Source organism: Kribbella sp. NPDC031520, assembly GCF_055580825.1.
Window position 1 is genome coordinate 424,588 of sequence record NZ_JBVIKS010000005.1, and the last position, 22,434, is coordinate 447,021.

At 68.4% G+C, this 22,434-nt stretch carries 25 protein-coding genes; 15 read left to right on the forward strand and 10 right to left on the reverse strand.

Annotated features, from left to right (window positions below):
* Positions 1-29 precede the first annotated feature (29 nt).
* Positions 30-533, reverse strand: a complete 504-nt coding sequence (locus tag ACZ5BU_RS27335) for a DinB family protein (protein ID WP_465703281.1) — start codon at positions 531-533, stop codon at positions 30-32.
* Positions 530-1,324 carry a helix-turn-helix domain-containing protein gene (locus ACZ5BU_RS27340; RefSeq protein ID WP_465703282.1) on the reverse strand — a complete coding sequence of 265 codons (795 nt, stop codon included), beginning with the start codon at positions 1,322-1,324 and terminating at the stop codon, positions 530-532. The genes ACZ5BU_RS27335 and ACZ5BU_RS27340 overlap by 4 nt, the downstream gene beginning before the upstream one ends.
* A gap of 114 nt (positions 1,325-1,438) precedes the next feature.
* On the opposite strand from ACZ5BU_RS27340, the gene ACZ5BU_RS27345 reads away from it, so the two are divergent.
* The 3 genes from ACZ5BU_RS27345 (at position 1,439) to ACZ5BU_RS27355 (ending at position 2,762) form a co-directional block, all read left to right on the forward strand.
* Positions 1,439-1,801, forward strand: a complete 363-nt coding sequence (locus ACZ5BU_RS27345; RefSeq protein ID WP_465703283.1) for a nuclear transport factor 2 family protein — start codon at positions 1,439-1,441, stop codon at positions 1,799-1,801.
* A 71-nt stretch (positions 1,802-1,872) separates the two neighbouring features.
* A complete protein-coding gene (locus tag ACZ5BU_RS27350; RefSeq protein ID WP_465703284.1) occupies positions 1,873-2,073 on the forward strand; it encodes an alpha/beta hydrolase in 201 nt (66 codons plus the stop codon).
* A complete protein-coding gene (locus ACZ5BU_RS27355; RefSeq protein WP_465703285.1) occupies positions 2,025-2,762 on the forward strand; it encodes a phytanoyl-CoA dioxygenase family protein in 738 nt (245 codons plus the stop codon). Before ACZ5BU_RS27350 ends, ACZ5BU_RS27355 begins: the two co-directional genes overlap by 49 nt.
* Here ACZ5BU_RS27355 and ACZ5BU_RS27360 read toward each other — a convergent pair.
* Positions 2,743-3,600 carry an aminoglycoside phosphotransferase family protein gene (locus ACZ5BU_RS27360; protein ID WP_465703286.1) on the reverse strand — a complete coding sequence of 286 codons (858 nt, stop codon included), beginning with the start codon at positions 3,598-3,600 and terminating at the stop codon, positions 2,743-2,745. The two genes, ACZ5BU_RS27355 and ACZ5BU_RS27360, sit on opposite strands and share 20 nt — an antisense overlap.
* A gap of 88 nt (positions 3,601-3,688) precedes the next feature.
* Here ACZ5BU_RS27360 and ACZ5BU_RS27365 point away from each other — a divergent pair, with 88 nt between their 5' ends.
* Both ACZ5BU_RS27365 and ACZ5BU_RS27370 read left to right on the forward strand, forming a co-directional pair.
* Positions 3,689-4,489 carry a methyltransferase domain-containing protein gene (locus ACZ5BU_RS27365; RefSeq protein ID WP_465703287.1) on the forward strand — a complete coding sequence of 267 codons (801 nt, stop codon included), beginning with the start codon at positions 3,689-3,691 and terminating at the stop codon, positions 4,487-4,489.
* A 462-nt stretch (positions 4,490-4,951) separates the two neighbouring features.
* A complete protein-coding gene (locus tag ACZ5BU_RS27370) occupies positions 4,952-5,668 on the forward strand; it encodes a hypothetical protein (RefSeq protein WP_465703288.1) in 717 nt (238 codons plus the stop codon).
* 198 nt (positions 5,669-5,866) lie between these two features.
* On the opposite strand, the gene ACZ5BU_RS27375 is transcribed toward ACZ5BU_RS27370, so the two are convergent.
* The 3 genes from ACZ5BU_RS27375 to ACZ5BU_RS27385 all read right to left on the reverse strand — a co-directional run bounded on the left by ACZ5BU_RS27375 (position 5,867) and on the right by ACZ5BU_RS27385 (position 7,850).
* Positions 5,867-6,190, reverse strand: a complete 324-nt coding sequence (locus ACZ5BU_RS27375; protein WP_465703289.1) for a hypothetical protein — start codon at positions 6,188-6,190, stop codon at positions 5,867-5,869.
* Positions 6,187-6,369 (reverse strand): hypothetical protein, encoded by a 183-nt coding sequence (locus ACZ5BU_RS27380; RefSeq protein WP_465703290.1) that lies wholly within the window; start codon positions 6,367-6,369, stop codon positions 6,187-6,189. Before ACZ5BU_RS27380 ends, ACZ5BU_RS27375 begins: the two co-directional genes overlap by 4 nt.
* A 278-nt stretch (positions 6,370-6,647) precedes the next feature.
* On the reverse strand, positions 6,648-7,850 hold the full coding sequence (locus ACZ5BU_RS27385; RefSeq protein WP_465703291.1) for an MFS transporter: 1,203 nt from the start codon (positions 7,848-7,850) through the stop codon (positions 6,648-6,650).
* 62 nt (positions 7,851-7,912) lie between these two features.
* Between ACZ5BU_RS27385 and ACZ5BU_RS27390 the strand changes: the two genes are divergently transcribed.
* A complete protein-coding gene (locus tag ACZ5BU_RS27390) occupies positions 7,913-8,320 on the forward strand; it encodes a helix-turn-helix domain-containing protein (RefSeq protein WP_465703292.1) in 408 nt (135 codons plus the stop codon).
* A gap of 72 nt (positions 8,321-8,392) precedes the next feature.
* Complete coding sequence (locus ACZ5BU_RS27395; protein ID WP_465703293.1) at positions 8,393-9,169, forward strand: GNAT family N-acetyltransferase; 777 nt, start codon at positions 8,393-8,395, stop codon at positions 9,167-9,169.
* Positions 9,170-9,328: 159 nt separating this feature from the next.
* Here ACZ5BU_RS27395 and ACZ5BU_RS27400 read toward each other — a convergent pair whose 3' ends face one another.
* Positions 9,329-9,901 (reverse strand): TetR/AcrR family transcriptional regulator, encoded by a 573-nt coding sequence (locus ACZ5BU_RS27400; protein WP_465703294.1) that lies wholly within the window; start codon positions 9,899-9,901, stop codon positions 9,329-9,331.
* 37 nt (positions 9,902-9,938) lie between these two features.
* Between ACZ5BU_RS27400 and ACZ5BU_RS27405 the strand changes: the two genes are divergently transcribed.
* Positions 9,939-10,325, forward strand: coding sequence for a nuclear transport factor 2 family protein (locus ACZ5BU_RS27405; protein ID WP_465703295.1), 387 nt, complete (start codon positions 9,939-9,941; stop codon positions 10,323-10,325).
* A 34-nt stretch (positions 10,326-10,359) separates the two neighbouring features.
* Here ACZ5BU_RS27405 and ACZ5BU_RS27410 read toward each other — a convergent pair whose 3' ends face one another.
* Positions 10,360-12,825 carry a Tex family protein gene (locus ACZ5BU_RS27410; RefSeq protein ID WP_465703296.1) on the reverse strand — a complete coding sequence of 822 codons (2,466 nt, stop codon included), beginning with the start codon at positions 12,823-12,825 and terminating at the stop codon, positions 10,360-10,362.
* A 152-nt stretch (positions 12,826-12,977) separates the two neighbouring features.
* Here ACZ5BU_RS27410 and ACZ5BU_RS27415 point away from each other — a divergent pair, with 152 nt between their 5' ends.
* Both ACZ5BU_RS27415 and ACZ5BU_RS27420 read left to right on the forward strand, forming a co-directional pair.
* Complete coding sequence (locus ACZ5BU_RS27415) at positions 12,978-13,364, forward strand: hypothetical protein (RefSeq protein ID WP_465703297.1); 387 nt, start codon at positions 12,978-12,980, stop codon at positions 13,362-13,364.
* Positions 13,361-13,927, forward strand: a complete 567-nt coding sequence (locus tag ACZ5BU_RS27420; protein ID WP_465703298.1) for a hypothetical protein — start codon at positions 13,361-13,363, stop codon at positions 13,925-13,927. Before ACZ5BU_RS27415 ends, ACZ5BU_RS27420 begins: the two co-directional genes overlap by 4 nt.
* Positions 13,928-13,953: 26 nt before the next feature.
* Here the strand turns inward: ACZ5BU_RS27420 and ACZ5BU_RS27425 are convergent, their stop codons facing one another.
* Both ACZ5BU_RS27425 and ACZ5BU_RS27430 read right to left on the reverse strand, forming a co-directional pair.
* The gene (locus ACZ5BU_RS27425) at positions 13,954-15,438 is read right to left on the reverse strand and encodes a DHA2 family efflux MFS transporter permease subunit (RefSeq protein WP_465703299.1); all 1,485 of its coding nucleotides are present in this window, start codon (positions 15,436-15,438) and stop codon (positions 13,954-13,956) included.
* Positions 15,439-15,497: 59 nt separating this feature from the next.
* Complete coding sequence (locus tag ACZ5BU_RS27430) at positions 15,498-16,115, reverse strand: DUF624 domain-containing protein (RefSeq protein WP_465703300.1); 618 nt, start codon at positions 16,113-16,115, stop codon at positions 15,498-15,500.
* Positions 16,116-16,191: 76 nt separating this feature from the next.
* Here ACZ5BU_RS27430 and ACZ5BU_RS27435 point away from each other — a divergent pair, with 76 nt between their 5' ends.
* The 5 genes from ACZ5BU_RS27435 (at position 16,192) to ACZ5BU_RS27455 (ending at position 22,134) form a co-directional block, all read left to right on the forward strand.
* Complete coding sequence (locus ACZ5BU_RS27435; protein ID WP_465703301.1) at positions 16,192-17,274, forward strand: LacI family DNA-binding transcriptional regulator; 1,083 nt, start codon at positions 16,192-16,194, stop codon at positions 17,272-17,274.
* 117 nt (positions 17,275-17,391) lie between these two features.
* Entirely contained in the window at positions 17,392-18,666 is a 1,275-nt protein-coding gene (locus tag ACZ5BU_RS27440; protein ID WP_465703302.1) for an extracellular solute-binding protein, read from the forward strand.
* Complete coding sequence (locus ACZ5BU_RS27445; RefSeq protein WP_465703303.1) at positions 18,663-19,601, forward strand: carbohydrate ABC transporter permease; 939 nt, start codon at positions 18,663-18,665, stop codon at positions 19,599-19,601. Before ACZ5BU_RS27440 ends, ACZ5BU_RS27445 begins: the two co-directional genes overlap by 4 nt.
* On the forward strand, positions 19,594-20,496 hold the full coding sequence (locus ACZ5BU_RS27450) for a carbohydrate ABC transporter permease (protein WP_465703304.1): 903 nt from the start codon (positions 19,594-19,596) through the stop codon (positions 20,494-20,496). Before ACZ5BU_RS27445 ends, ACZ5BU_RS27450 begins: the two co-directional genes overlap by 8 nt.
* Positions 20,497-20,721: 225 nt before the next feature.
* Positions 20,722-22,134 carry a S8 family peptidase gene (locus ACZ5BU_RS27455; protein WP_465703305.1) on the forward strand — a complete coding sequence of 471 codons (1,413 nt, stop codon included), beginning with the start codon at positions 20,722-20,724 and terminating at the stop codon, positions 22,132-22,134.
* Positions 22,135-22,434: the final 300 nt, after the last annotated feature.

A 22,434-nucleotide genomic window follows, 5' to 3' on the forward strand; every position in this document is an offset into this window, starting at 1 on the left:
CCACCGGAGAATAGGTCAACCCTGCAGGCCTATTCTCCGGTGGCTCCATCCGCGAGTTCGCGGGCCACGTCCAGGTGGCCCGCGTGCCGCGCGTATTCCTGCAGTACGTGGAACAGGATCCAGTTCAGTGTCGGCCGGTCGTCGGTCCCGAAACGGCCACCGGCCGCCGCGCTCTCCGCCGGATCCCGCCCGCTCACGGCCTGGCGCGTGAACTCCCCGCCCGAGCGCAGCTGAGCGAGCAACCCCTCGAGCGTGTCGTCCGGCGCAAGCGTCCAGCGTCCGTTCGGGTCATCCGCCGAGTCACCCCAGGGACGTTCGACCTGTTCGGCCAGGAACCCCCAGCGGATCCAGCGCCGCTCCATGAAGACCAGATGCTTCAGCAGCTCCAGCGGCGTCCAGCCCGACGGCAACCGGCTGCTCCGCAGGTCGGCGTCGCTCAACCCGGTCAGCTTGTCCTCGACGATGCTGCGGAAGCGTTCGAGGTTCTGCAGATGCGACTCGATCGTCTCGGCGAGTTCCCTCGGCGGCTTCATCCGAGGCTCTTCAAGTAGTCGGCGGTCGCGTCGTCGGCCGGGTAGAACGACTCGATCATCAGCTCGGACACCGTCACGTCGAGCGGTGTCCCGAACGTCGCGATCGTCGTCAGCAACGACAGTTCCCGTCCGTCGTGGGTCAGGTTGAACGGTATGACGACCTCCGTCGGCCCGGGCGCGGCCGGCTTGTCGTGTACGGCGTACTCGCGGAGCTCGTCGTACAGGTCCTGGAGTTCAGGGTCGGCCGTACTGGTGACCTGCCGTTGCAGGCCGGCCAGCGCCGCGGCACGGACCTCGGCGAGGTTGCCGATCCGCCGGGCCAGGCCGTCCGGGTGCAGGGTCAGCCGGAGCGCGTTGATCGGTGCCTGCAGCAACTTCTCGTCGACGTCCGCGGTGAACAGCGCGATGCCGGCGTTCGCCTCGACGATGTTCCACCAGCGGTCGACGACGAGCGCCGGGTACGGCTCGTGGGCCTTCAGCAGCCGGCGCAGGGTCGTACGGATCGCGAGCATCGTGGGCGAGTGCAGCGACGCCTCGCTGTAGATCGGTGCGAACCCTCCGGCCAGCAGCAACTGGTTGCGGTCCCGAAGCGGTACGTCGAGGTGCTCGGCGAGCCGCAGCACCATCTCCCGGCTCGGCTTGGACCGCCCGGTCTCCACGAAACTCACGTGCCGGGTGGACACCTCGACCCGGTTCGCCAGCTCGAGCTGACTGAGCCGCCGGCGCTCCCGCCAGCCGCGCAGAAGCTCGCCCACCGGGCGCTGGAACGTCTCCTCGATCGTCGCTGCCATACCGCCGACCGTATCGGGTCGCGTAGACAAGGCCATTACCTCTGAGGTCATCGACGGTACGCCGGGTGCGACGGCAAGGTTCTGGTCATCGCAACCGATCGAGGAGGAAACACCATGAACGCCAACGCTCTCGCCGACCAGTACTTCGCGATGTGGAACGCCGCCGACGCGGACCGCCGCGCCGAGCTGATCGCGGGTACCTGGACGACCGACGCGACCTTCCAGGACCCGAGCTTCGAGACCACCGGCCACGACGAGCTGAACAAGCTGGTCGGCGCCGCGCAGCACATGTTCCCGGGGCTGTCGTTCGTCCGGATCGGCGACATCGACGAGCACCACAACTACCTGCGCTGGACCTGGCACCTGCAGGCCGAAGGTCAGGAGCCGGTGGCCGGCGGTACCGACATCGTCGTGCTCGACGCCGACGGCAAGATCCAGAAGCTGATCGGCTTCCACGACTTCGCTCCCGCGCACTGATACCGAGGGATGATCCGGGACCAGCTGGCGGCCGCCGCGGAATCCCTTCAGTGGAAGGAATGTAAGCCCGGTTGCTCACGGCCGGCACCTTCGGGCACACGGCGTACTTCAACTCGCAGTGCGCGCGGGACACGATCAGGACGTACCTGCTGAAGGGCCGGATGCCTACTGGCAGCTGCCAATTCGGTCGCGCTCTGTCGGCGGCGGGCGCAGGATGGAATGCATGCTCACTGCCGAGGAACTGGACAGTTTCGAGCGGGACGGGATCGTGAAGATCCCGTCCGCGTTCTCCGCCGACGAAGCCGACGGGATGCGCGACGTGTTGTGGCGCGAGCTCTCCGAGCGGCACGGGATGGACCGCGACGACCGTACGACGTGGACCGTACTGCGGCCGACCGGTCTGAAGACCACCAAGGCCGACCGCCGGGCGCTGGCGGTCCTCGGACCGCGGGTGCGTTCGGCGCTCGACGGCCTGCTGGGTAAGTGGCTCGAGCCGAAGCACCTGGGGCAGGTGCTGGTCACCATGCCCGAGGGTGTGCCGTGGGCGGTGCCGCATCGTCAGTGGCACACCGACGCGGGCTTCGAGGAACCGGTCGGTGCGGTGAAGATCTGGGCGTTCTACGACTCGGTCGGTCCGGGCGGCGCCGGTACGCCGCAGGTCGCGGGCTCGCACCGGGTGTTCGAGCGGTTCCTGACCACGACGGACGAGCGGGACTTCAAGGAGGTCCGCGATCAGCTGCTGCGGTCCGATCCGTGGTTCCGCAACCTGACGTCGGAGGAACGGACGATCGATCCGATGGAGCCGGCGGAACTCGACGGGCTGCCGGTCCGCGTGGTCGAGCTGACGGGCGAGCCGGGTGACGTCTACCTGACGCATCCGTGGATCCTGCACTCGATCGCGCCGAACGCGTCCGACGTACCGCGGATGATGCGCAGCCGGTTCATCTGGAAAGCGCGGTAACCAGTCGCGCGCACCGGACCGGGTCCTCGGTGAGCCCGGCTGAGAGGCCCCACAGCCAGTAGTCGACGGTCCGCCAGATCACCCAGTCACGAGCTCGGTCCCGATCCAGCCCGGCTTCCGTGACCGCGAGATCGAAGTACCTGACGATGTCGTCCATCCTGTCGAGGTCCCACCACAGGACCCGGCCGAGGTCGTACTCGATGTCGCCCCGGAACAGCACCGGGTCGACGGTCAGCCACTCCTCCCGTTCACCCGCCAGCACCTGGGCGGAGTGGAAGTCGCCGTTGACTGCGAGCGTCGACGAGGTCTCGGTCGGCGCGACGGCGAGCGCCTCGCGCAGGATCGCGACGTCGAACGGGCGGCCGAGCCGTTCCCACTGCGGCTCCAGCTCGGCCGACCGGGTCGTGACGATGTCCGCGGTCGACCGCGCGTCGTCCGGCGCTGGTACGGCGAGGCGGCGCATCAACCGCCCGAGCACCGCGACCGCTTCGTCGATCGGGCGGGTCGCCAACGGCGTGGACAACCGCTCCAGCAGCATCGCGCCCGCCTCGGCGTCGGCGTCGTACAGCCGGGCCATGCCCCGACCTGCCCACCACCGGAGCGCCCAGACCTGCTCGGCGACCTCGGTTCCCGGCGGTGACATCCGCAGTACGAACTCCGCACCGGCCCGCGCGACCGGGACGACAATCGCGTTCGACCCGTGTGAAACCGCTCCCACCACGCTCAGATCCCATCGCGCGCACTGCTGATCGACCGCCTCCGGCAGACGCTGGAGCCACTCGGCGCCCTCCGTCCACCACCGCGGCATCGCCAAGAACGCCTCCGGCACAGTGATCATCGCGTCAAGTTATCGGGGCAACCCGGGGCATTTCATCCGATTTCGATCTGGCCTCCCCGGCGGCGGGATCGAGGATCATGATGTGGGGATGGGCGGAGAGGTTGACGTGGACGGGTTGCAGTTCGACGCGCAGGTGTCGGGACAGATCGAGGCGGTGTACACGACGCCGGACATGATCGAGCAGCGGCGGGTTGTGCGGGCCGCGCTCGCGTTGCGGCCGCGTGATCGGGTTCTGGACATCGGGGTCGGGCCGGGTCTGCTGGCTACGGAGATGGCCGCCGAGGTCGGGCCGGACGGGCGGATCTGCGGTGTCGACATCAGCGACAGCATGCTTGCGATCGCGCAGACCCGTGCCGAAGTTCCAGGTGGACCGCGGATCGAGCTGGAGCAGGCGTCGGCCGACCGGCTCCCGTACCCGGCGGAGAGCTTCGACGTGGTGGTCTCCACGCAGGTCTTCGAGTACGTCGAGGATGTGGCCGGCGCACTGCAGGAGGTACGGCGGGTGCTCCGGCCCGCAGGTCGCGTCGTACTGCTCGACACCGACTGGGGTTCGCTGGTGTGGCGGTCGAACGACGACGCGCGGATGGCGCGGGTGCTGACCGCGTTCGAGGACCACCTGGCTGATCCGCATCTGCCCCGGACGCTGGCCGACCTGCTCGTGAAGACCGGTTTCACGCCGACGCACGAGCAGGTCGTACCTATCCTGAACACCGGCTACGACCCGCGGACGTTCAGCGCCGGGCTGATCGGCATCGTGTCGGAGTTCGTACCAGGCCACGCGGACGTGACGGCGGACGAAGCGCGCGCCTGGGCGGACGAGCTGCGCAGCCTCGGCGACAGCTACTTCTTCAGCCTGAACAGGTACTTGTTCGTCGCGTCGGCGCTCTGAGCGGTCCCGCGCAGGTCTCCGGACTCGGCGGGTGCATCCTGGGAGTGACACACCCGCCGGGCCGGTCGTCCTCCCGCCCCTCAGTGGGAGAACTCGCGGCTCGGTGAACACCACCCATGCCCGAATGGCACTGACCGAACCGCGGGACCACCTACAGGTACCCCAGATCGGGGCCGGGTACACACCCCGGCACGCGAAGTCGCCGGAAAACTTCACATTCCTCAAACCTTCGCCGGTAGTGCCTGACCTCACAGCGGCCTAGGCTGGTTCGCGATTTTCGTGCACCAGGGGGCGGTGCGCGGACACCAAGGGGGAAGGAACAGGCGATGCCTGAAGTGTTCGACGATGAGTTGACCGAGGCCGAGCTCGACCAGCTGGAGGCGCTCGGCGCGGCCGACGACGCCGAGCTGATCCTCGGGGAGAAAGATGCCTGAGGCAAGGATTTCCTGGCGGGGCGTCACCATGAACAAGCGCACCGTGGCGATGGTCGAGGCCGCGGAGCAGCTGTACCACTCGAAGTTCGCGATCCTGCAGGGGTCGTACAACGCCGGCGGCGTCGAGGCCTCCGCCGGTACCCACGACGGCGGCGGCGCGGTCGACGTCGACGTACGGACCAAGAGCGCCGCGCAGCGGGTCGCCGTGCTGAAGGCGCTCCGCGCGGTCGGGTTCGCCGCCTGGCTGCGGACGCCGGCGCAGGGCAACTGGCCGTACCACGTGCACGCGATCGCGGTCGGCGACAAGGACCTGTCCCGGGGCGCGGCCGTGCAGGTCGCGGAGTACCACCGCAAGCTGAACGGGCTGGCGAACTGGGGTCCGGACGACGGGCCGGCCGGGTACTACGGGATGACGTGGGAGCTGTACCTCAAGGCACACCCGCCGAAGGTGCCGGTGCCGGACTCGACGATCTCGCTGGCGGCGATGGCGTACGCGCGGACGCATGACGCGATGACCGGGGTCTGGGGTGCGGATCGGGCCCGGGTGATCGCGTGGGCGGCGCATCCGCGGGTCGGTGCGATCACCAAGGCGGAGACGGTGCCGGCGGCCGGGGTGCCGTGGCACCTGCACTTCCAGCGGGTGATCCGGGAGATCCAGACGCACTTCAAACTCGAGGTGACGGGCGTCTTCAACACCGCGGTCGCCGGAGAGATGAAGCGCTACGGCTACAAGATCGTCGCCTGACCACACGACAAGGTCCTCCGGTGGCAGCCGGTGGGCAGCCTTCTTCGACCGGACCACACGACAAAGCCCCACCGGTAGCAGCCGGTGGGGCCTTGGTGGTCCACTACCGCCCGGGCATCCCCGGTGCAGCTGTGGAGGTGGAGAGCGGAACCGACGCCGATGCAGGGGTCAAGACGTCAGCTCCGCTTGCCTGTGGAGTTATCTCGGATCTACCGCCCACACGTGGGCGTGGTGGAACTCGAGGTGTTGCTGTAGTGCGGCCGGAGAGCCGCCGGGGTTCCCGAGGCCGAGGTGGTTCATCGTCGGTACGACGACCGCCCGGACATCCGAGCGCTTCACCTCGTCGAGCAGTGCGCGGAAGGCCGCGGACTCGGCCGAGTCGCGCTCGGTGTACACGGTGCCGAGGGTGAATCCCTCCGCGCTGGCGAAGGCGGCGAGGGAATCCGTCGCCGCGGCCAGTTCCTCCGCGCAACTCAGCGCGTCGGCCCGTACGTACCCGAGCAGCGTCGGCCGGGTGGTCATCGCGCTGCGTCCACCGCCACCGGCTCGCTCGTCACCCGGAGGGAGGCGAAGCGGCGCCGCATGGCTTCCTCGTACTGCACTGCCTGCTCCGCGTCGGCGGTGTGGTCCGCGATCGGGTGCGCTCCGAACCAGACCCGCACCCGGTGGTGCGTTGCGGGGGATTCGAGCGTCTCGGTCATCGCGGTTCCTTCGGCAGTGTCGGGATGCCCCCGGACGGCTTTGTCCGGCGTTGAGATAAAGAACACCAAACCGACGGGTCCCTTCGGAACAGTTCGGTAGGGACCTTTACAGAGCCTTGACGCAGAGTAGGGAAACCTTCGAATGTGCAGGTCAGACCCGTCTCCGCAGCGTCACCGGCCCCTCGGGAATCGGTGTCAAGAATGTTTGCAGTTATTTGCAAATAACGATTCGGAGACGCCGGGGCTATTCGATCTGCCCCGAAATATATGACGTCCTGCTAACCCTTTGCGCGCACCCGCTCACGGACCGGCAACAGGTGTGCCGGATGCCGCGGTACGACGACCAGCGTGAGCACCGCCGCGCCGACCGCCAGCGCTGCCAGCAGGTTGAGCGTGAGCGGGAGTCCGATCGCGAGCGTGATCGCCGGCGCAGCGAGGCCGCCGATCAGCAGCGCGAGCGAGTCGGCGGCGAAGAAGATTGCGCCGACGCTCGCCAATACTTCTGGTGGGGCTGCCCGCTGGATCGTGGTGCCGGCCGTGATCAGCAGGATGCTGCCCGGGAATCCGATCAGGACCGCGGCGCCGACGGCCAGTGGCACGTTCGGGGCGTTGAAGAGCGCGAAGTACGCGGCGGCGCTGGCGAGCTGGGTGACCGTGAGGAGTTCGCGCGTCCCCAGACGGCGGGCGGCGTACGTGCTGAGCGAGGCGCCGACGAGGTAGCCGGCTCCGAGGCCGGAGATCAGGTAGCCGACGACGTACCCGGGCGAGTGCAGCCGTGCCACGGTGAAGGGGACGAGGAGCGCGGTCAGGCCCGCGTTCGCGGTGAGGAAGGCGGTCTGGCCGATCAGGACGCCGCGCAAGGCCCGGTGTTCGACGGTTGCGCGGAGTCCTTCGAGGGCTCGCGGCGGTTCGGCGGCGGTCGCGTGACGGCGTGTGCGGACCGTGGTGATGGTTGCTGCCGACAACAAGTAGCTGATGACGTCGACGGCGAGAACGAACGTGATCCCAGGGCCGGCGAGGAGCAGTGCGCCGAGCGGTGGTGCGGCCAGTCGCAGCACGCTTCCGGTGACTGCATTGAGTGCGTTGGCTGACGTGAGCTCGTCGCCGGTGCCTACGACCGCCGGCAGCAGAGCGCGGGAGGCCGGCCGGAATACCGTCGTCGCGGTGTTCTCGAGCAGGATCGCTGCGTAGATCAACCAGACGTGGTCACGGTCCGCGAACAGGATCAGCCCGACGGCGGCCGCGCTGACGAGATCGGCGATCCACATCGCCCGAGCCAGGTCCCAGTGGTCCAGCAGTACGCCGGCCCACGGGCCGATGATCTGCGGCGGGAGCGCCTCGAGCGCGAGCGTCAGCCCGGTGGCGACGGTCGAGCCGGTCAGCGTGAAGACGTGGACCGGGATCGCCACGACCAGCAGCCACGAGCCGAGGCCGGACACCGCGCCGCTGAGCCAGAGCCTGCGGAAGTCTCGGTTCCTCACGGCTCGGGAATCTATCTTGATGGGATAGACGTCGGCAAGAGTGTTTTGTGAGAATAGATCGCATGGAGCTTGGCGACGTACTGCGGGATCGTCGGAAGGCGGCCGGGCGGACCATCGCGTCCGTGGCCGTCGACGCGGGGCTGTCGGTGCCGTACATCGCGAACCTGGAGAACGGGCGCGGCAATCCGACCCTGTCCGCCCTCGACCGGCTCGCCACGGCCCTCGGCGCGCGCCTCGAAGTACGCATCGACGACGAGGAGCCGCCACCTGCACCGTCTGTTGCCGCGGAGTTGCTGGCGACCTCCGACCGAGTCGGCAGGGTCCTCGCCACCCTCTCCAACGGCCGCTCCCGCGCCGCAACCCGCCGCGACCTGACCACAACCATCGACGCCCTACAGTCCCTCCTCGGCCGCCCACCGACCCCCACAGACCTGAACCGCCTCCTGGACCTCCTGCAACTCGCCGACTGACCTCGACTGCCTCGCACACGGCGGCTTGCAACTCGGCTGACTGGGGCGGGGTGGTCGCGTAGGGTCCGGCGCATGGAGATCGGGGCGCGGATTGCGCGGGCGCAGGTGGACGGGTTGGCGCGGTCGCGGCGGCAGATTGTTGCCGGGCCGCTGGTGGGGATGTTGCACGAGCGCGACGACTGGTACCTGTCGGGCATGCTCGCGGCCGAGCCCGGGGAGCCGTTCGGCGCGGACGATGTCCCGTGGGCGCTCGAGACGATCCGCCAGGCGTTCGGTGCCGAGGGGCGGTGGCTGAGCGCGGAACTCGTCGACGAGGCGAACCCGGGTCTGGCCGAGGCGCTCGAGGCGAACGGGATGACGATCGTGTCGCGCCTACCGCTGCTCGTCGTCGAGCCGGCCGACCTGGTCCTGCCGGAACTCCCGGACGGCGTGACGGTCAAGGTCGTCGAGTCCGAGGCAGAGCAGAAGGTCGCGGACGAGGTGTCTTCGGAGGCGTACGAGATGCCGGGCTCCGGGTTCGCGTTCAAGCCCGATCCGGTGAATGGCGGAGCGGTGCTCGTGTACGCCGACGACGTACCGGTGGCAACTGCTGCGTGGACCGCGGTGGCGGACGCGGTGACCGAGGTGGCCGGGGTCGGGACGATCCACAGTCAGCGGCGGCGCGGGTACGGCGGGATCGCTTCGGCGTACGCGACCTTGAAGGCGTTCGAGCTGGGCGGGGCATCGCTGGCCTGGCTGACGCCGGGGGACGACGGCGCGGACCGGGTGTACCGGCGCCTCGGCTATGCCCCCCAGGCAACTGCGGTCCACCTCGGCGACCCCGGCGGCCACCTGGCCGACCTGCGCTGACCCGCTGACCTGCTGTCCCGCCGGCCTGCGCCGGGTGCGGATCGCGGTCGCCTGCCCGGTCGGCTTGGCGGCTGGAGGGGGCCCGCCCGCGGTGCTGGGTGGAGTCCGGCGCCGCGGGCGGTCGTTGCGTCGTACCCACTGAGCTCCGGAGCTAACCGGTTACGCCTGGAGGATGCGGGTGAGGGTGGTGTGAAGGGACTTGTAGGCGGTGCGCGGGGCGAGGCGGCCGGCTGCGACCGACTCCCCGGCGGCGTGGCCCAGCGAGATGAGCGTGGTGACGAGCCAGTGCGCGGAGAGGTCGCGGGTGATCTCGCCGGCGCGCTGACCGCGGCGGATCAGCGGTTCGAGGCGGTCGGTCAGCGGATCGTGGCGCGCGTCCGGCGTACCGGTCTGCGACACGTGCAGCAGGATCGGATGCTGCTCGAACGTCCGCCAGGCCAGATCGATCAGACCGAGCGCGTTGCCGAGCGCCGACCCGTGGTCGAGGTCCAGGTCGTCGATCGCCTTCATCGTTTCCGCGGTGAGTTCGTCGAGTGCGGCGCCCAGCAGCGCGTCGCGGGACGAGAAATGCGCGTACACCGTCTGCCGGGTGACCTTCGCCGCCTCGGCGATCCGTTCCAGGCTCGCCTCCGGGTCCTCGTCGAGCAGCTCGACGGCCGCGCTCAGGATCGCCGCCCGGCTGCGGTCGGCGTCCGCCCGGCGGCGTCGTCGTACCGGCTTGTCCTCTGACATCTTGTCAAGGTTAGCGGACGCGCTTATGTTTGACGATATGTCAGACTTAAGCGCACGAGAGTTCGTCGCGGACTTCTACGAATCGTTCACCCGGGACGCCCTCGCCGACGAGGACGCCGCCGCGGTCGTCGACCGGTACTACACCCCCGACATCGAACAGGTGGCCGACGGCGTCACCCTCGACCGGGAACGCCTGATCGCCCACCTCCGGCCGATCCGCAAGAACGTCATCTCCTGCACGTACGACGTTCACGAAGCGATCCGCACCCCGGACCACCTCGCCGCCCGCTTCACGATCCACGCCGAGCTGCGCCGCGGACGGACGATCTCGACCGAGGTCTACCTGTTCGGCGACCTGGCCCCGGACGGCCGGATCAGCCGCACAACCCAGTCCACGCGAGACGTGAGCGGCGCGGCCGGGTAGCCGAAGAGGCCGTACTCGTCCGCCACCTTCCAGATCAGCGGACGGTGAAACCTGCCTTGCGGAAGGCGTCGGCGAGGGAGGTTTCGTCCATGGAGGTTTCGGGCTGCTTGCGGTTGCCCTGACCACCGGCGCCACCACGACCTTGACCGCCACCGCCCGGGCCACGACCCTGGCCGCCCGGTCCGCGGCCGCCCTGGCCGCCGGGACCACGACCGCCGCCCTGGCCACCGCGGCCTTGACCACCCCGGCCTTGACCGCCGCCCTGGCCACCCCGGCCTTGGCCGTCGGCCTGGCCTCGGTTCTGGCCGCCGCGGCCGCCTTGACCGCCGGAGCCGACCTCGTCGTCGAGACGGAGGGTGAGGGAGATCCGCTGCCGCGGGATGTCCACCTCGAGGACCTTCACCATCACGATGTCGCCAGGCTTGACCACCTCGCGCGGGTCCTTCACGAAGTTCTTCGACAGGGCGGACACGTGCGCCAGCCCGTCCTGGTGGACGCCGATGTCGATGAACGCACCGAACGCCGCCACGTTCGTGACCTGGCCCTCCAGCCGCATCCCCGGCTTCAGGTCCGCGATCTTGTCCACACCCTCCGCGAACACCGCGGTCTTGAACGCCGGCCGCGGGTCCCGCCCCGGCTTCTCCAGCTCGGCCAGGATGTCGGTCACCGTCGGCAGACCGAACATGTCGTCGACGAAGTCCGCCGCCTTCAGCCGCTTCAGTTCGGCCGAGCCGATCAGCGACTTCACGTCCGACCCGGTCGCGTCGAGGATCCGCCGTACGACCGGGTACGCCTCCGGGTGCACGCTGGACGCGTCGAGCGGGTCGTCGCCGTCGGGGATCCGGAGGAAGCCGGCCGCCTGCTCGAACGCCTTCGGGCCGAGCCGCGCCACCTCGCGCAGCGCCGTACGGGACTTGAACGGACCGTTGACGTCGCGGTGCTGGACGATGTTGTCGGCCAGGCCGGGCGTGATACCGGAGACCCGGGTGAGCAGCGGCGCGGACGCGGTGTTCAGGTCGACGCCGACCGCGTTCACACAGTCCTCGACGACCGCGTCGAGCGAACGGGACAGCGAGTTCTCCGGGAGGTCGTGCTGGTACTGCCCGACGCCGATCGACTTCGGGTCGATCTTCACGAGCTCGGCCAGCGGGTCCTGCAGCCGGCGCGCGATCGAGACCGCGCCGCGCAGCGACACGTCCATCCCGGGCAGCTCCTGGGACGCGAACGCGGACGCGGAGTACACGGACGCGCCTGCCTCGGACACCACAGCCTTGGTGAGCTTGAGCTCCGGGTGCTTCGCGATCAGCTCCGCGGCCAGCTTGTCGGTCTCGCGCGACGCCGTACCGTTGCCGATGGCAATGAGCTCGACGTTGTGCGCGGCGGCCAGCGCGGCCAGGGTGGCGATCGACTTGTCCCACTGGTTCTGCGGGACGTGGGGGTAGATGACACCGGTGTTCACGACCTTGCCGGTCGCGTCCACGACCGCGACCTTCACGCCGGTCCGGAAGCCCGGGTCCAGGCCCATGGTCGCGCGGGTGCCGGCCGGGGCGGCCAGCAGCAGGTCGCGCAGGTTCGCCGCGAACACCCGGATCGCCTCGTCCTCGGCGACCTGCCGCAGCCGCATCCGCAGGTCGATGCCGAGGTGTACCAGGATCTTCGTCCGCCAGGCCCAGCGGACCGTCTCGACCAGCCACTTGTCGGCCGGGCGGCCCTGGTTCTCGATGCCGACCTTGCGGGCGATGGTGGTCTCGTACTCCGTCGGGCCGTCGGGCTCCACGCCCGCGGGCAGCGGCTCGACGGTGAGCTGCAGTACGTCCTCCTTCTCGCCGCGGAACAGCGCCAGGATCCGGTGCGACGGCATCTTCGTGAACGGCTCGTCGAACTCGAAGTAGTCGGAGAACTTCGCGCCGTCGGTCTCCTTGCCTTCCCGTACGGCGGACGCCAGCCGGCCCTGCTCCCACAGCCGCTCGCGGAGCTCACCGATCAGGTCGGCGTCCTCGGCGAACCGCTCGACCAGGATCGCCCGGGCGCCGTCGAGGGCGGCCTGCGGGTCCGGGACCTCGGCGTTCACGAACACGGCCGCGGCCGCGATCGGCTCGATGTCCGGGTCGGCCATCAGGCCGTCGGCGAGCGGCTCGAGACCGTTCTCCCGGGCGATCATCGCCTTGGTCCGGCGCTTCGGCTTGAACGGGAGGTAGATGTCCTCGAGCCGGGACTTGGTGTCCGCGGCGAGGATCTGCTCCTTCAGCGCGTCGTCCAGCTTGCCCTGGCTCTCGATGGACTCCAGCACGGTCCGGCGGCGTTCCTCCAGCTCGCGGAGGTACCGCAGGCGCTCCTCGAGGGTCCGTAGCTGGGCATCGTCCAGCATCCCGGTGACCTCTTTGCGGTACCGCGCGATGAACGGGACCGTCGAGCCCTCGTCCAGCAGCGCCACCGCTGCCCGCACCTGGTTCTCCCCGACCTCCAACTCGCCGGCGATCCGCTGCTCGATCGACTGCACCACCACTATCCGTTCCCCTCTACGACCAACAACCACCGAGCTTCTGCCCCGGCCAGGCCCCATATCCTTCCCCATCCCACCCCCCACCCCGAAACCCGTCCCACCCCGGCCTGTGGACAACCCATGCGATCATCCTTCCGGGGAGGAACCACATGGGGCAGTTGAAGCAGTACGCCGAGCGCACCGGCCCGCCGTCCGGGGTGGTGCGGGTCTTCTGTCTGGTCGCGCCGATCGCTCTCATCGCACAGGCGGTCGACAGCCGCCGCCTCGAAGACATCGTCATGGCCGTGTTCGCCACGGTGGTGTTCTTGCCGTCCGGTATCGCGCCAAAGGCATACCGCGCCCGCCTCGCAGCGCTGGAGAAACACCTGATACTGGGCACCGCGTTCGTGTTCTTGTTCATGCTCTGCGCGCTCTTCGTCCTCCTCACCGAGTTCACGAGCCGCGCCACCAGCCTGTACATCGCCCTGCCGGCGGCGACCGTACTAGCCGTCTTCTCCGCCGTCCGTCAACGCGCACGCACCCGCGCCAGAGAATGAGCGGAAACGTCGACTGGCCGGGGCGGGGGCCGACCTGGTTGGGGGTGCCGGCGCTCGTACTGACGCTCGTCGGGGTGCTTGGTCTAGCCGAGTTCACGTCCCGCGAGAGCCTTGGCCGCGAGCTGCTCGACTCTGGCGTACGGACCACCGCAACGTCGGTGCAGGTCGACGTCGTACCGGGCAAGGGGAGCCCGTTCATCGACGAGGTGCGGGTCGACTTCGTGGCCGATGGTGGTCAGCTCGTCCACTCGGTCCTCGACAACCAGGAGGACGACCGGCAAGGCATGCCCGAGGGTGTGCAATCGCCGGCGCCAGGGACCCGGTACGCGATGCCGTTGCAGTTGGCGTACAGGCGCACTGATCCGTCCGTCGTGCTGGCGGTCGCCGACGCACAGCTGTGGACCGCAGACAGGGAAACGCCCCGCGTCTTCACCTGGCTGCTCACCGGCGGCTCGACGTTCGTACTGGCAGCGATCGTCCTCCTCACCATCGGAGCTCGCCGTCGCGGGCTCGCCTGGTGGAAGTGGTACAGCCGTGGGCAAGGGAACTCCCCGCAACCCTGAGACGCGGTTGCGGGGAGTTGGGTGACTCAGGCGGCTTCGAGCAGCAGGTCCTCTTCATGCTCTACGGAGGAGGCCTGCTTTGCGGGGCGCATGACGGTGACGGCGATGGCTACGGCGGCGGCCACGATGAGGGCGGCGATGGCGAAGGAGAGGTGGTAGCCGTCGGTCAGGGCGTTCAGGGTGGGCTTGGTGGAGGACACGGCGGCGGTGCGGGTGGCCGACAGGGTTGCCAGGACGGCCAGGCCCAGGGCGGCGCCTACCTCGCCCATGGTGCCGATCAGGCCGGAGGCCAGGCCGGCGTCTTCGGGCTTCACGTCCGCCATCGACAGGCCCATCAGCGCCGGGAAGCAGACCCCGCCACCCAGACCCAGCAGCACCAGCACCGGCAGTACGTGGACGAAGTAGTTGCCGCCAACGGGAGCCTGCGTGAACAGGGCCAGTCCGACGACGATCAGCGACAGCCCGACGATCAGCGGACGGCGCGGTCCGAACCGCATCACCAGCTTCTCGGAGTACTTCACCGACAGCAGCCCCATCACCACGGTGGTCGGCAGGAACGCCAGCCCGATCTCCAGAGCGTCGTACCCCAGAACCCGCTGCAGGTAGAGCGAGCCGAGGAAGAAGATGCCGAACATCCCGGAGCTCGACAGCGCCTGGATCAGGTTCGCACCGGTCAGCGTGCGGGAGCGGAAGATCCGCAGCGGCACCAGCGGGTTCGCGGCGGTCGCCTCGCGGACGATGAACGCGGCCAGCAGCACCAGCGTCACCCCGCCCAGCACCAGCGTCCGCGGCGCGGTCCAGCCCAGCTCGGCGGCCGGCTTGACGATCGTGAACACGCCGACCATCAGCGAAGCGGTGATGAAGACAGCACCGGGTACGTCGGTGCCGCGACCCAGCCCGAGGCCCTTGTCCTTCTCGATCAACTTGAGCGCCAGTACGGTCGTCAGCGCGCCGATCGGCAGGTTCACGAAGAAGATCCAGTGCCAGCTGATCGCCTGCGTCAGTACGCCGCCGGCCAGCAGACCGATCGATCCGCCCGCGGAGGCGACGAACGCGAACATCCCGATCGCCTTCGCCTGCTCCCGCGGCTCCGGGAACAACGTCACGATCATGCCCAGGATCACGGAGGAGGTCAGCGCGCCACCAACACCCTGGATGAAGCGTGCGATGACCAGCACCTCCTGCGAGCGTGCCAGGCCGCAGAGCACAGAGGCGGCGGTGAAGACGATCAGTCCGGTCGTGAAGACGTTCCGCCGGCCCAGCAGGTCACCGAGGCGGCCGGCCAGCAGCAGGAGGCCGCCGAACGCGATCAGGTACCCGTTCACCACCCATGCGAGTGAGGAGCTCGTGAAGCCCAGGTCGTCCTGGATGGCCGGCAGGGCCACGTTCACCACGGTCACGTCGAGCACGATCATCAGCATGCCCGCGCAGAGTGTGTAGAGGGCCAGCCAGCGCGAGCGGCCGCCCAGCGCGGCCGGCGTCGTCGCCAGGGTGTCGGTCGTCGCGTACATTCCGGTTCTCCTTGAGTTCGTCGTAGTGGCCTTACACCTCTACGTCGAACTGGGAGAGCTCAGATTGACACGTCCTCAGAAGTTTTTTCGCGACGGGGTCGAGAGAGTGTGTACGCCGTGAGCGCCGGCACCAGACCACTCCCCACGACGAGCAGTGTCGGCACCTGCGACGCCAGAGCGAACCAGGTGAGCAGTACGACGACACCGCAGGCCACGGGCAGCGGCCGGCGGAGCAGGAACAGGTTGGCGGAGCGGAACAGCTCCTTCATCGTCGCGGTGGGCGACGCCTGCGGGAGGATCGCCAGACCGCTCAGGTAGAGCCCCAGGATCATGCCGGTGAGCGGGATCAGGATCGCGAGCGCGAAGATCCGTACCGGCCCGGAGGCGTACGCCCAGAAGGAGATGCCGAACGCGAGCATCAGCCCGCCGGTCCACAGACCGAACCCGGGCAGCCAGTACTGCTTCAGCGCCTGCCGGAACTCGCCAAGGAACCGCCGCATCAGCTGCGGCCTCTCCTGGCTGATCGCGTCCGGTACCACTCGCTGCAGCGCGAACGCGGCCGGGAAGAGGGTCAGGATGCCGAGGCTGATCACCAGGAACGCGAGCTGCAGCATCAGCAGGTCGCCGACGACCGCCAGCTTCCCCAGCACGGTGTTCGTCCGGTTGGCCTTCTGCACCGATCGTCTCCTCGTTCCGTACGGGCGGGTCCTGATCGTATGATCACGAACAATCACGATCAGATCAGGGGACTGCATGCTTGCACAGGAGCGCCACGAGCTGATCCTGCGCAGCCTGCGACGCCACGGCCGGCTCCGGGTGGCCGATCTGGTCGCCGAGCTGGGCGTCTCCGCGATCACAGTACGCCGGGACCTGGCCGAACTGGACTCGGCCGGCCTGCTCCGCCGGGTCCACGGCGGCGCGATCGGGACCGCCACTGCCGACCAGGCAGGCTCCGGCAGCCGGCTGACGATCGGCATCGTGGTGCCGAGCGCGACCTCGTACTACTCCGACGTGATCCGCGGCGCCGAGGCGATGGCCGACCGGTACGGCGCCCGCCTGGTGCTCGGCGTCTCGTCGTACGACGTGGCCACCGAGCGTGAGCGGCTCGACAAGGTGCTCGGGATCGGGGTCGCCGGGCTGCTGCTCAGCACCGCGCTCGGTGACGCCGGCGCGGACCGGATGGACACCCGGCTGGACGACATCGACGTACCGGTGGTGCTGATGGAGCGCGCGTTCGGGTTCCCGCAGGTGCGCCGCGAGTACGACCACGTCCGGACCGACCACGCGTACGGCGCGATGCTGGCGCTGCGGCACTTCGCCGCACTCGGCCACCGGCGGATCGCGATCAACCTGCAGGCCACGGTCACCGCGTACTGGCTCCGGCTCGGGATCGAGGCGGCCGCGAAGACGCTCGGCGTCGAGGTGTTCCTGTCGCCGGTCGACCTGCCGGCCCGCGGCGACGACCCGGGCGCGGCCGCCCAGCTGGACGCGTTCCTGGCCGAGTGCGAGTCGTTCGGCAGCCGCGCCGTCCTGGTGCACTCCGACGAACACGGCGCCGGCCTGGTCGAACGCGCGATGGATCTCGGCCTGCGCGTTCCCGAGGACCTCGCGGTGATCGCGTACAACGACGTCACCGCCTCGCTGGCCGTCGTACCCCTGACTGCCGTCTGCCCGCCGCGCAGAGCGCTCGGGGAAACCGCGTGCGACCTCCTGCTCCGCAAGATCCAGTCGCCGGACTCGCCCGTCCAGCACCTGAGCCTCCTCCCCACGCTCAACATCCGCAGTTCCTGCGGGGCCGCGCCGGCGGAACAGAACCTCTCCGTGTTCCGCTCTTGATCGAATGTGATCATTCGAGCGCCGAGGTATTGACGGGGAAAGCCCTTTCCCATACTTTCGCTGCACTTGGGGCCGCGATAGGGCCCAGCTGAAGAACATCAGCGAAGGAGTTGCCCGGTGAGACGTGGAGTGGGACTGACACTGCTGGCCGCCGCGCTCAGCGTCGCGGTCAGTAGTTGTGGCAACGGGGTGATCGACAAGAGCACGGACGGTGTGCCGCCGGCCGAGGCGACCGGGACGTTGCGGGTACTGATCCCGTCGTTCCCGCCCAGTACGAAGGGGCGCGACGCGTTCCAGAAGGTCGTCGACGACTTCCACCAGACCTATCCGAAGATGAAGGTCGAGCCGGACTTCGCGACGTACAAGAACCTGAACGAGAAGATGTCCACCTCGATCGCGGCCGGTATCCCGTACGACGTGATGGTCACCGGTGTCGGCTGGGTGCAGCCGTTCGCGTCCAAGCGGATCTTCGAGGACCTCGGCACGTACGGCGTGACGCCCGACGTCATCAAGCAGAAGAGCACGCCGGCGCTGATCCCGGCGGTGACGTACGACGGCAAGCTGTACGCGTACCCGCTGGTCGCCGACGCCCGCGCCGTCGCGCTCCGCAAGAGCGCGTTCATCGAGGCCGGCCTCGACCCGAACAAGCCGCCGACGTCGTTGGCCGAGATCAAGGCCGACGCGGAGAAGCTGACCAAGCGGGACAAGAACGGGAACATCACCCGGAGCGGCTTCGACCTCGCGTCGGCGACCGGCTTCCGGCAGTCGTTCACCACCTTCCTGGCCTCGACCGGTACGCCGCTCTACGTCAAGGGCGAACCGAACTTCGACAACAAGGCAGGCCTCGACACGCTGCTCTGGATCAAGTCGATGATCAACAACGTCCAGCCGTACGGCCAGACGAACGCCGCGCAGCAGCCCCTCGTGCTCACTGGTGAGGCCGCGATGGGGATCGTCAACGGCGGCGTGGACTGCTCCGCCGACGGCATCGGCCAGAAGAACTGCGACGACCTGAAGTTCTTCCGCTTCAACAGCGGCAAGGAGATCGAGTACGTCGGTGGCGACCTGGCCTCGATCGGGTCCCGCAGCCGGCACAAGGACGCGGCCTGGGCGTTCATCCAGTCGCTGACGAAACCGTCCAGCCTGGACCGGATCGCGAAGCTGAACAAGAAGATCCCGGCCTACAAGGACGCCAGCAACTCGCCGCAGGCCAAGTCGAACCCGCTCAGCCAGTTCGTCGCGGACGGTCTGGTGTACGCGGTCAACGAGAACGAAGTGCCGGGCAACTGGCTCGAGATGCGCGGCAACTTCGACATCCAGCTCACCCAGGCGGTCCTTGGCGAGAAGGATCCCGCCAAGGTGCTGCACAACCTGGCAGGACAGTCCAGATGAGCACAACTCTTGAACGTCCCGCACTCGCGACGCCCGGCAAGGTGTCGTCGTCCAAGGACAGCCGCGCGCTGGTCCGCAATCAGGTCCGGGCCGGCTGGGCGCTGCTCGCGCCGGCGCTGCTGCACTCCGGCATCTTCATCGTGATCCCGGTGATCGCCGTACTGGTCCTCAGCCTGACCGACTACAGCTTCGGCGACTCCTTCGAGTGGGTCGGGTTCGGCAACTACGCCGACCTGTTCCGCGACCCCAACTTCGGGGCGTCGCTGTGGCACACCGTGCTGTACGCGATCGTGGTGATCCCGATCTCGATGGCGATCTCGCTGGCGGTCGCGATCGGCCTGAGCCAGAAGATCCGCGGCCTCGGCTTCTTCCGGACCGCGTTCTACATTCCGACCGTGACCGCGACCGTCGCGGTGGCCACGATCTGGCTGTGGATCTACAACCCGGGCTCCGGCCTGGCGAACGGGTTCCTCAGCCTGTTCGGGTTCGCGCCGAACCGGTGGCTGGCCGACCCGGGCACCGCACTGCCGTCGCTGATGGTGGTCGGGATCTGGCAGGGCCTCGGTACCAAGATCATCATCTACCTGGCCGCGCTGCAGGGGGTGTCCCGCGACCTGGTCGAGTCGGCGCAGCTCGACGGCGCCGGCCGCTGGCAGCGGTTCGCCAACGTCACCTGGCCGGCGATCGGGCCGGTGCAGTTCTTCGTACTGATCACGTCGATCGTCGGCACCTTCCAGGTGTTCGACCTGGTGTACGTGATGACGCAGGGCGGCCCGGGTTCGTCGACCCGGGTGCTGGTGATGGACATCTACCAGAACGCCTTCCAGAACCTGAAACTCGGCTACGCGTCCGCCGAGACGGTGATCATGATGATCGTGATCGCGATCTTCATCGCCGCCGGACGCCTGCTCCAGAGGGCGGATACCAATGACTAGCGTTTCGTTGCCGGCCGCCGCTGCGGCGAAGCCGTCGGCCTTCCGGGCCGGCCGGATCGTGCTGTACGTCGTACTCACCGTCGGCGCGCTGCTGATGATCGTGCCGTTCGTGTGGATGCTGCTGACCGCGTTCAAGAGCAACCTCGAGATCGCGAAGTTCAACTGGCTGCCGCAGGAGCTGCGCTGGCGGAACTTCGTCGACGCGATGCAGACCGCGCCGTTCCTGCGATACTTCCGGAACAGCCTGTTCATCGCGGTCGGCGAGACGGCGTTCACGTTGGCGGTCTGTACGACGGCCGGCTACGCGCTGGCGAAACTGCCCATCCGTGGCGGCAAGGTGCTGCTGAACTACTTCATCGTGCTGCTGCTGGTGCCGTTCCAGATCATCCTCGTACCGCTGTTCCTGATCGTGAAGTCGATCCCGTTGTTCGGCGGCAACAACATCCTCGGCCAGGGCGGGATCGGCTGGCTGAACTCGTGGTGGGGCCTGATCATCCCGCTCGGTGCGGCTCCGCTGTTCACGTTCCTCGCGCGGCAGTTCTACGTCTCGCTGCCCGACCAGCTGGCGCAGGCCGCCCGGGTCGACGGGCTGGGTGAGTTCGGCATCTTCTGGCGGATCATGACGCCACTGATCAAGCCGGCCCTGATCACGATCGCCGTCTTCCAGATCGAAGCGGCGTGGAACGGGTTCCTCTGGCCGCTGATGATCACCACGTCGGACGAGATGCGCCCGCTCCAGCTGGGGCTGGCGATCTTCTCCCAGAACCCGGCCGAGATCCAATGGCCGTACCTGATGGCCGGCACCGCCCTGGCGACGTTGCCGATGATCGTGCTCTTCGTGTTCGCCCAGAAGCGCTTCGTCGAAGGCATGGCGAACGTAGGCATCAAGGGCTGATTCCCACGGCAAGGGCTCATCCCGCCTGGGGTGAGCCCTTGCGTCATGGGTGGCAACGGGCACATGATCCCGCCACCGCCGGGCGCGGCTTCTTGGGTCGTGCCCGCGGCACACGGAGATCTGTGGATCGATTCAAGGGGAGGGACCGTGAGCCGTCACGTCTTGCACAGAAGGGGTTTCGTTGCCGGCAGTGCCTTGCTGGTTGCCGCCGGTAGCCTGACAGCGTTGCCATCGGCATCAGCCGACACCGGATCGCAGTCGACGTACGTCGTCGTCTACAAAGCCGGAGCGAAGAGCGCAGGCGCAGAACAAGCCGTTGCCGCCGCCGGCGGCACCCTGGTCGCCAACTACGGCGAGATCGGCGTTGTCGTCGCCCGGTCGTCACAGACCGGGTTCGCAGCAGCCATGAACCGGTCGGACGGCGTCGACTCAGCAGTCGCGACCGGTGGGTTCGGCGTCAAGTCCCCGGACGTCGCGTCGAGCGATGGCTCGGTCGCGACCTCGCTCGCGAGCTGGGGTGACTCGTTGTCCGGGTTGCAGTGGGACATGCGCCAGATCAACGTCCCGCAGGCCCATGCGATCAACGCCGGCAGTAAGTCGGTGCTGGTCGGTGACATCGACACCGGCCTGGACTTCACGCATCCCGACCTGGCGCCCAACTACGACGCGGCCAACAGCGCCGACTGTTCCGGCGGGTCGCCGCAAGCCCTTGCTGTGGGCAACGACAAGAACGGTCACGGGACCCACACCGCGGGTACCATCGCGGCCGCGGCCAACGGTACCGGCATCGTCGGTGTGGCACCGAACGTCCGGATCGCGGGAATCAAGTCCAGCAACGACGACGGATTCTTCTTCCCGGAGATGGTGATCTGCTCGTTCATGTGGGCCGCGACCCATGGCGTCGACGTGACCAACAACAGCTACTTCGCCGATCCGTGGCTGTTCAACTGCCGCAACGACGCCGGCCAGCGGGCGATCTGGAACGCCGAACGCCGTGCCATCGGGTACGCCCAGCACAACGGTGTCCTCGTGGTCTCTGCTGAGGGCAACGACAGCACGGACCTGTCGCACCCGACGACCGACATCATCAGCCCGGACTTCCCGCCGAACTCCACGGTCGAACGCAGCGTCACCAACGCCTGTGCCGTGGTGCCGGTCGAGGTGCCCGGTGTCGTCGGCGTGACGGCGACAGGCAACAAGCGGATGAAGTCGTTCTACTCGTCGTACGGGATCTCGACCGCTGATGTCGCCGCACCTGGTGGCGACTCGGTCCTGCAGGTCACGCCGGAGGCGCCCAACGGCCGGGTGCTGTCGACGTACTCCAGCACCGCCGGAGGCTGCCTGCGGCTCGTGGTGGAGAACGGCGCGAAGTACTGCTACCTGCAGGGCACGTCGATGGCGTCGCCGCACGCCGTGGGAGTCGCCGCGCTGCTGCTCAGCGCACACGGCTCCATGACGTCCGGACAGGTCGCGGCGGCCTTGCAAGGCTCGACGAACGCGCTGAGCTGCCCGGCCGACGTGTCGGCGTACGCGCCGTTCCCGCAGAACAGCGGCCAGCCCCAAAGCTGCCAGGGCGGCAGCGCGCACAACAGCTGGTACGGCTCGGGAGAGGTGGATGCGCTGAAGGCCGTGAGCTGACGGCTCTTCCTCTAACAGGTGCTCACCCCGCCCCGGGTGAGCACCTGCGAGGCCCCCCACACACGGTGGTCCCGAAGAAGCACCGGAGCTTCCCCTCGGCCCCCCGCGGGTCGCTCACCCGTCTTATCGGCGGCGTGTGCCACTCGTTACAGAATTTGTGGGGATTTTTCGGCCAATATCCCGCTGCACGACGTATCGCACGCAAACGGCGACGTTCGGTAGGCGAATCAGCGGGACGTGACTGTGGATATGGGTCGCACTCGGGTACTATCGCCGACGTGACTGCCGGGTCGGCTTCGA

What these genes read in the sequence shown, in the direction of transcription:
- ACZ5BU_RS27345 (WP_465703283.1), top strand. Translation starts at nt 1,439, where the DNA reads ATGAACGCCAACGCTCTCGCCGACCAGTACTTCGCGATGTGGAACGCC.
- ACZ5BU_RS27450 (WP_465703304.1), top strand. Translation starts at nt 19,594, where the DNA reads ATGACTAGCGTTTCGTTGCCGGCCGCCGCTGCGGCGAAGCCGTCGGCC.
- ACZ5BU_RS27355 (WP_465703285.1), top strand. Translation starts at nt 2,025, where the DNA reads ATGCTCACTGCCGAGGAACTGGACAGTTTCGAGCGGGACGGGATCGTG.
- ACZ5BU_RS27395 (WP_465703293.1), top strand. Translation starts at nt 8,393, where the DNA reads ATGGAGATCGGGGCGCGGATTGCGCGGGCGCAGGTGGACGGGTTGGCG.
- ACZ5BU_RS27380 (WP_465703290.1), bottom strand. Translation starts at nt 6,369, where the DNA reads ATGACCGAGACGCTCGAATCCCCCGCAACGCACCACCGGGTGCGGGTC.
- ACZ5BU_RS27435 (WP_465703301.1), top strand. Translation starts at nt 16,192, where the DNA reads ATGCTTGCACAGGAGCGCCACGAGCTGATCCTGCGCAGCCTGCGACGC.
- ACZ5BU_RS27420 (WP_465703298.1), top strand. Translation starts at nt 13,361, where the DNA reads ATGAGCGGAAACGTCGACTGGCCGGGGCGGGGGCCGACCTGGTTGGGG.
- ACZ5BU_RS27405 (WP_465703295.1), top strand. Translation starts at nt 9,939, where the DNA reads ATGTCAGACTTAAGCGCACGAGAGTTCGTCGCGGACTTCTACGAATCG.
- ACZ5BU_RS27365 (WP_465703287.1), top strand. Translation starts at nt 3,689, where the DNA reads ATGGGCGGAGAGGTTGACGTGGACGGGTTGCAGTTCGACGCGCAGGTG.
- ACZ5BU_RS27400 (WP_465703294.1), bottom strand. Translation starts at nt 9,901, where the DNA reads ATGTCAGAGGACAAGCCGGTACGACGACGCCGCCGGGCGGACGCCGAC.
- ACZ5BU_RS27335 (WP_465703281.1), bottom strand. Translation starts at nt 533, where the DNA reads ATGAAGCCGCCGAGGGAACTCGCCGAGACGATCGAGTCGCATCTGCAG.
- ACZ5BU_RS27390 (WP_465703292.1), top strand. Translation starts at nt 7,913, where the DNA reads ATGGAGCTTGGCGACGTACTGCGGGATCGTCGGAAGGCGGCCGGGCGG.
- ACZ5BU_RS27340 (WP_465703282.1), bottom strand. Translation starts at nt 1,324, where the DNA reads ATGGCAGCGACGATCGAGGAGACGTTCCAGCGCCCGGTGGGCGAGCTT.
- ACZ5BU_RS27445 (WP_465703303.1), top strand. Translation starts at nt 18,663, where the DNA reads ATGAGCACAACTCTTGAACGTCCCGCACTCGCGACGCCCGGCAAGGTG.
- ACZ5BU_RS27370 (WP_465703288.1), top strand. Translation starts at nt 4,952, where the DNA reads ATGAACAAGCGCACCGTGGCGATGGTCGAGGCCGCGGAGCAGCTGTAC.
- ACZ5BU_RS27425 (WP_465703299.1), bottom strand. Translation starts at nt 15,438, where the DNA reads ATGTACGCGACGACCGACACCCTGGCGACGACGCCGGCCGCGCTGGGC.
- ACZ5BU_RS27375 (WP_465703289.1), bottom strand. Translation starts at nt 6,190, where the DNA reads ATGACCACCCGGCCGACGCTGCTCGGGTACGTACGGGCCGACGCGCTG.
- ACZ5BU_RS27360 (WP_465703286.1), bottom strand. Translation starts at nt 3,600, where the DNA reads ATGATCACTGTGCCGGAGGCGTTCTTGGCGATGCCGCGGTGGTGGACG.
- ACZ5BU_RS27415 (WP_465703297.1), top strand. Translation starts at nt 12,978, where the DNA reads ATGGGGCAGTTGAAGCAGTACGCCGAGCGCACCGGCCCGCCGTCCGGG.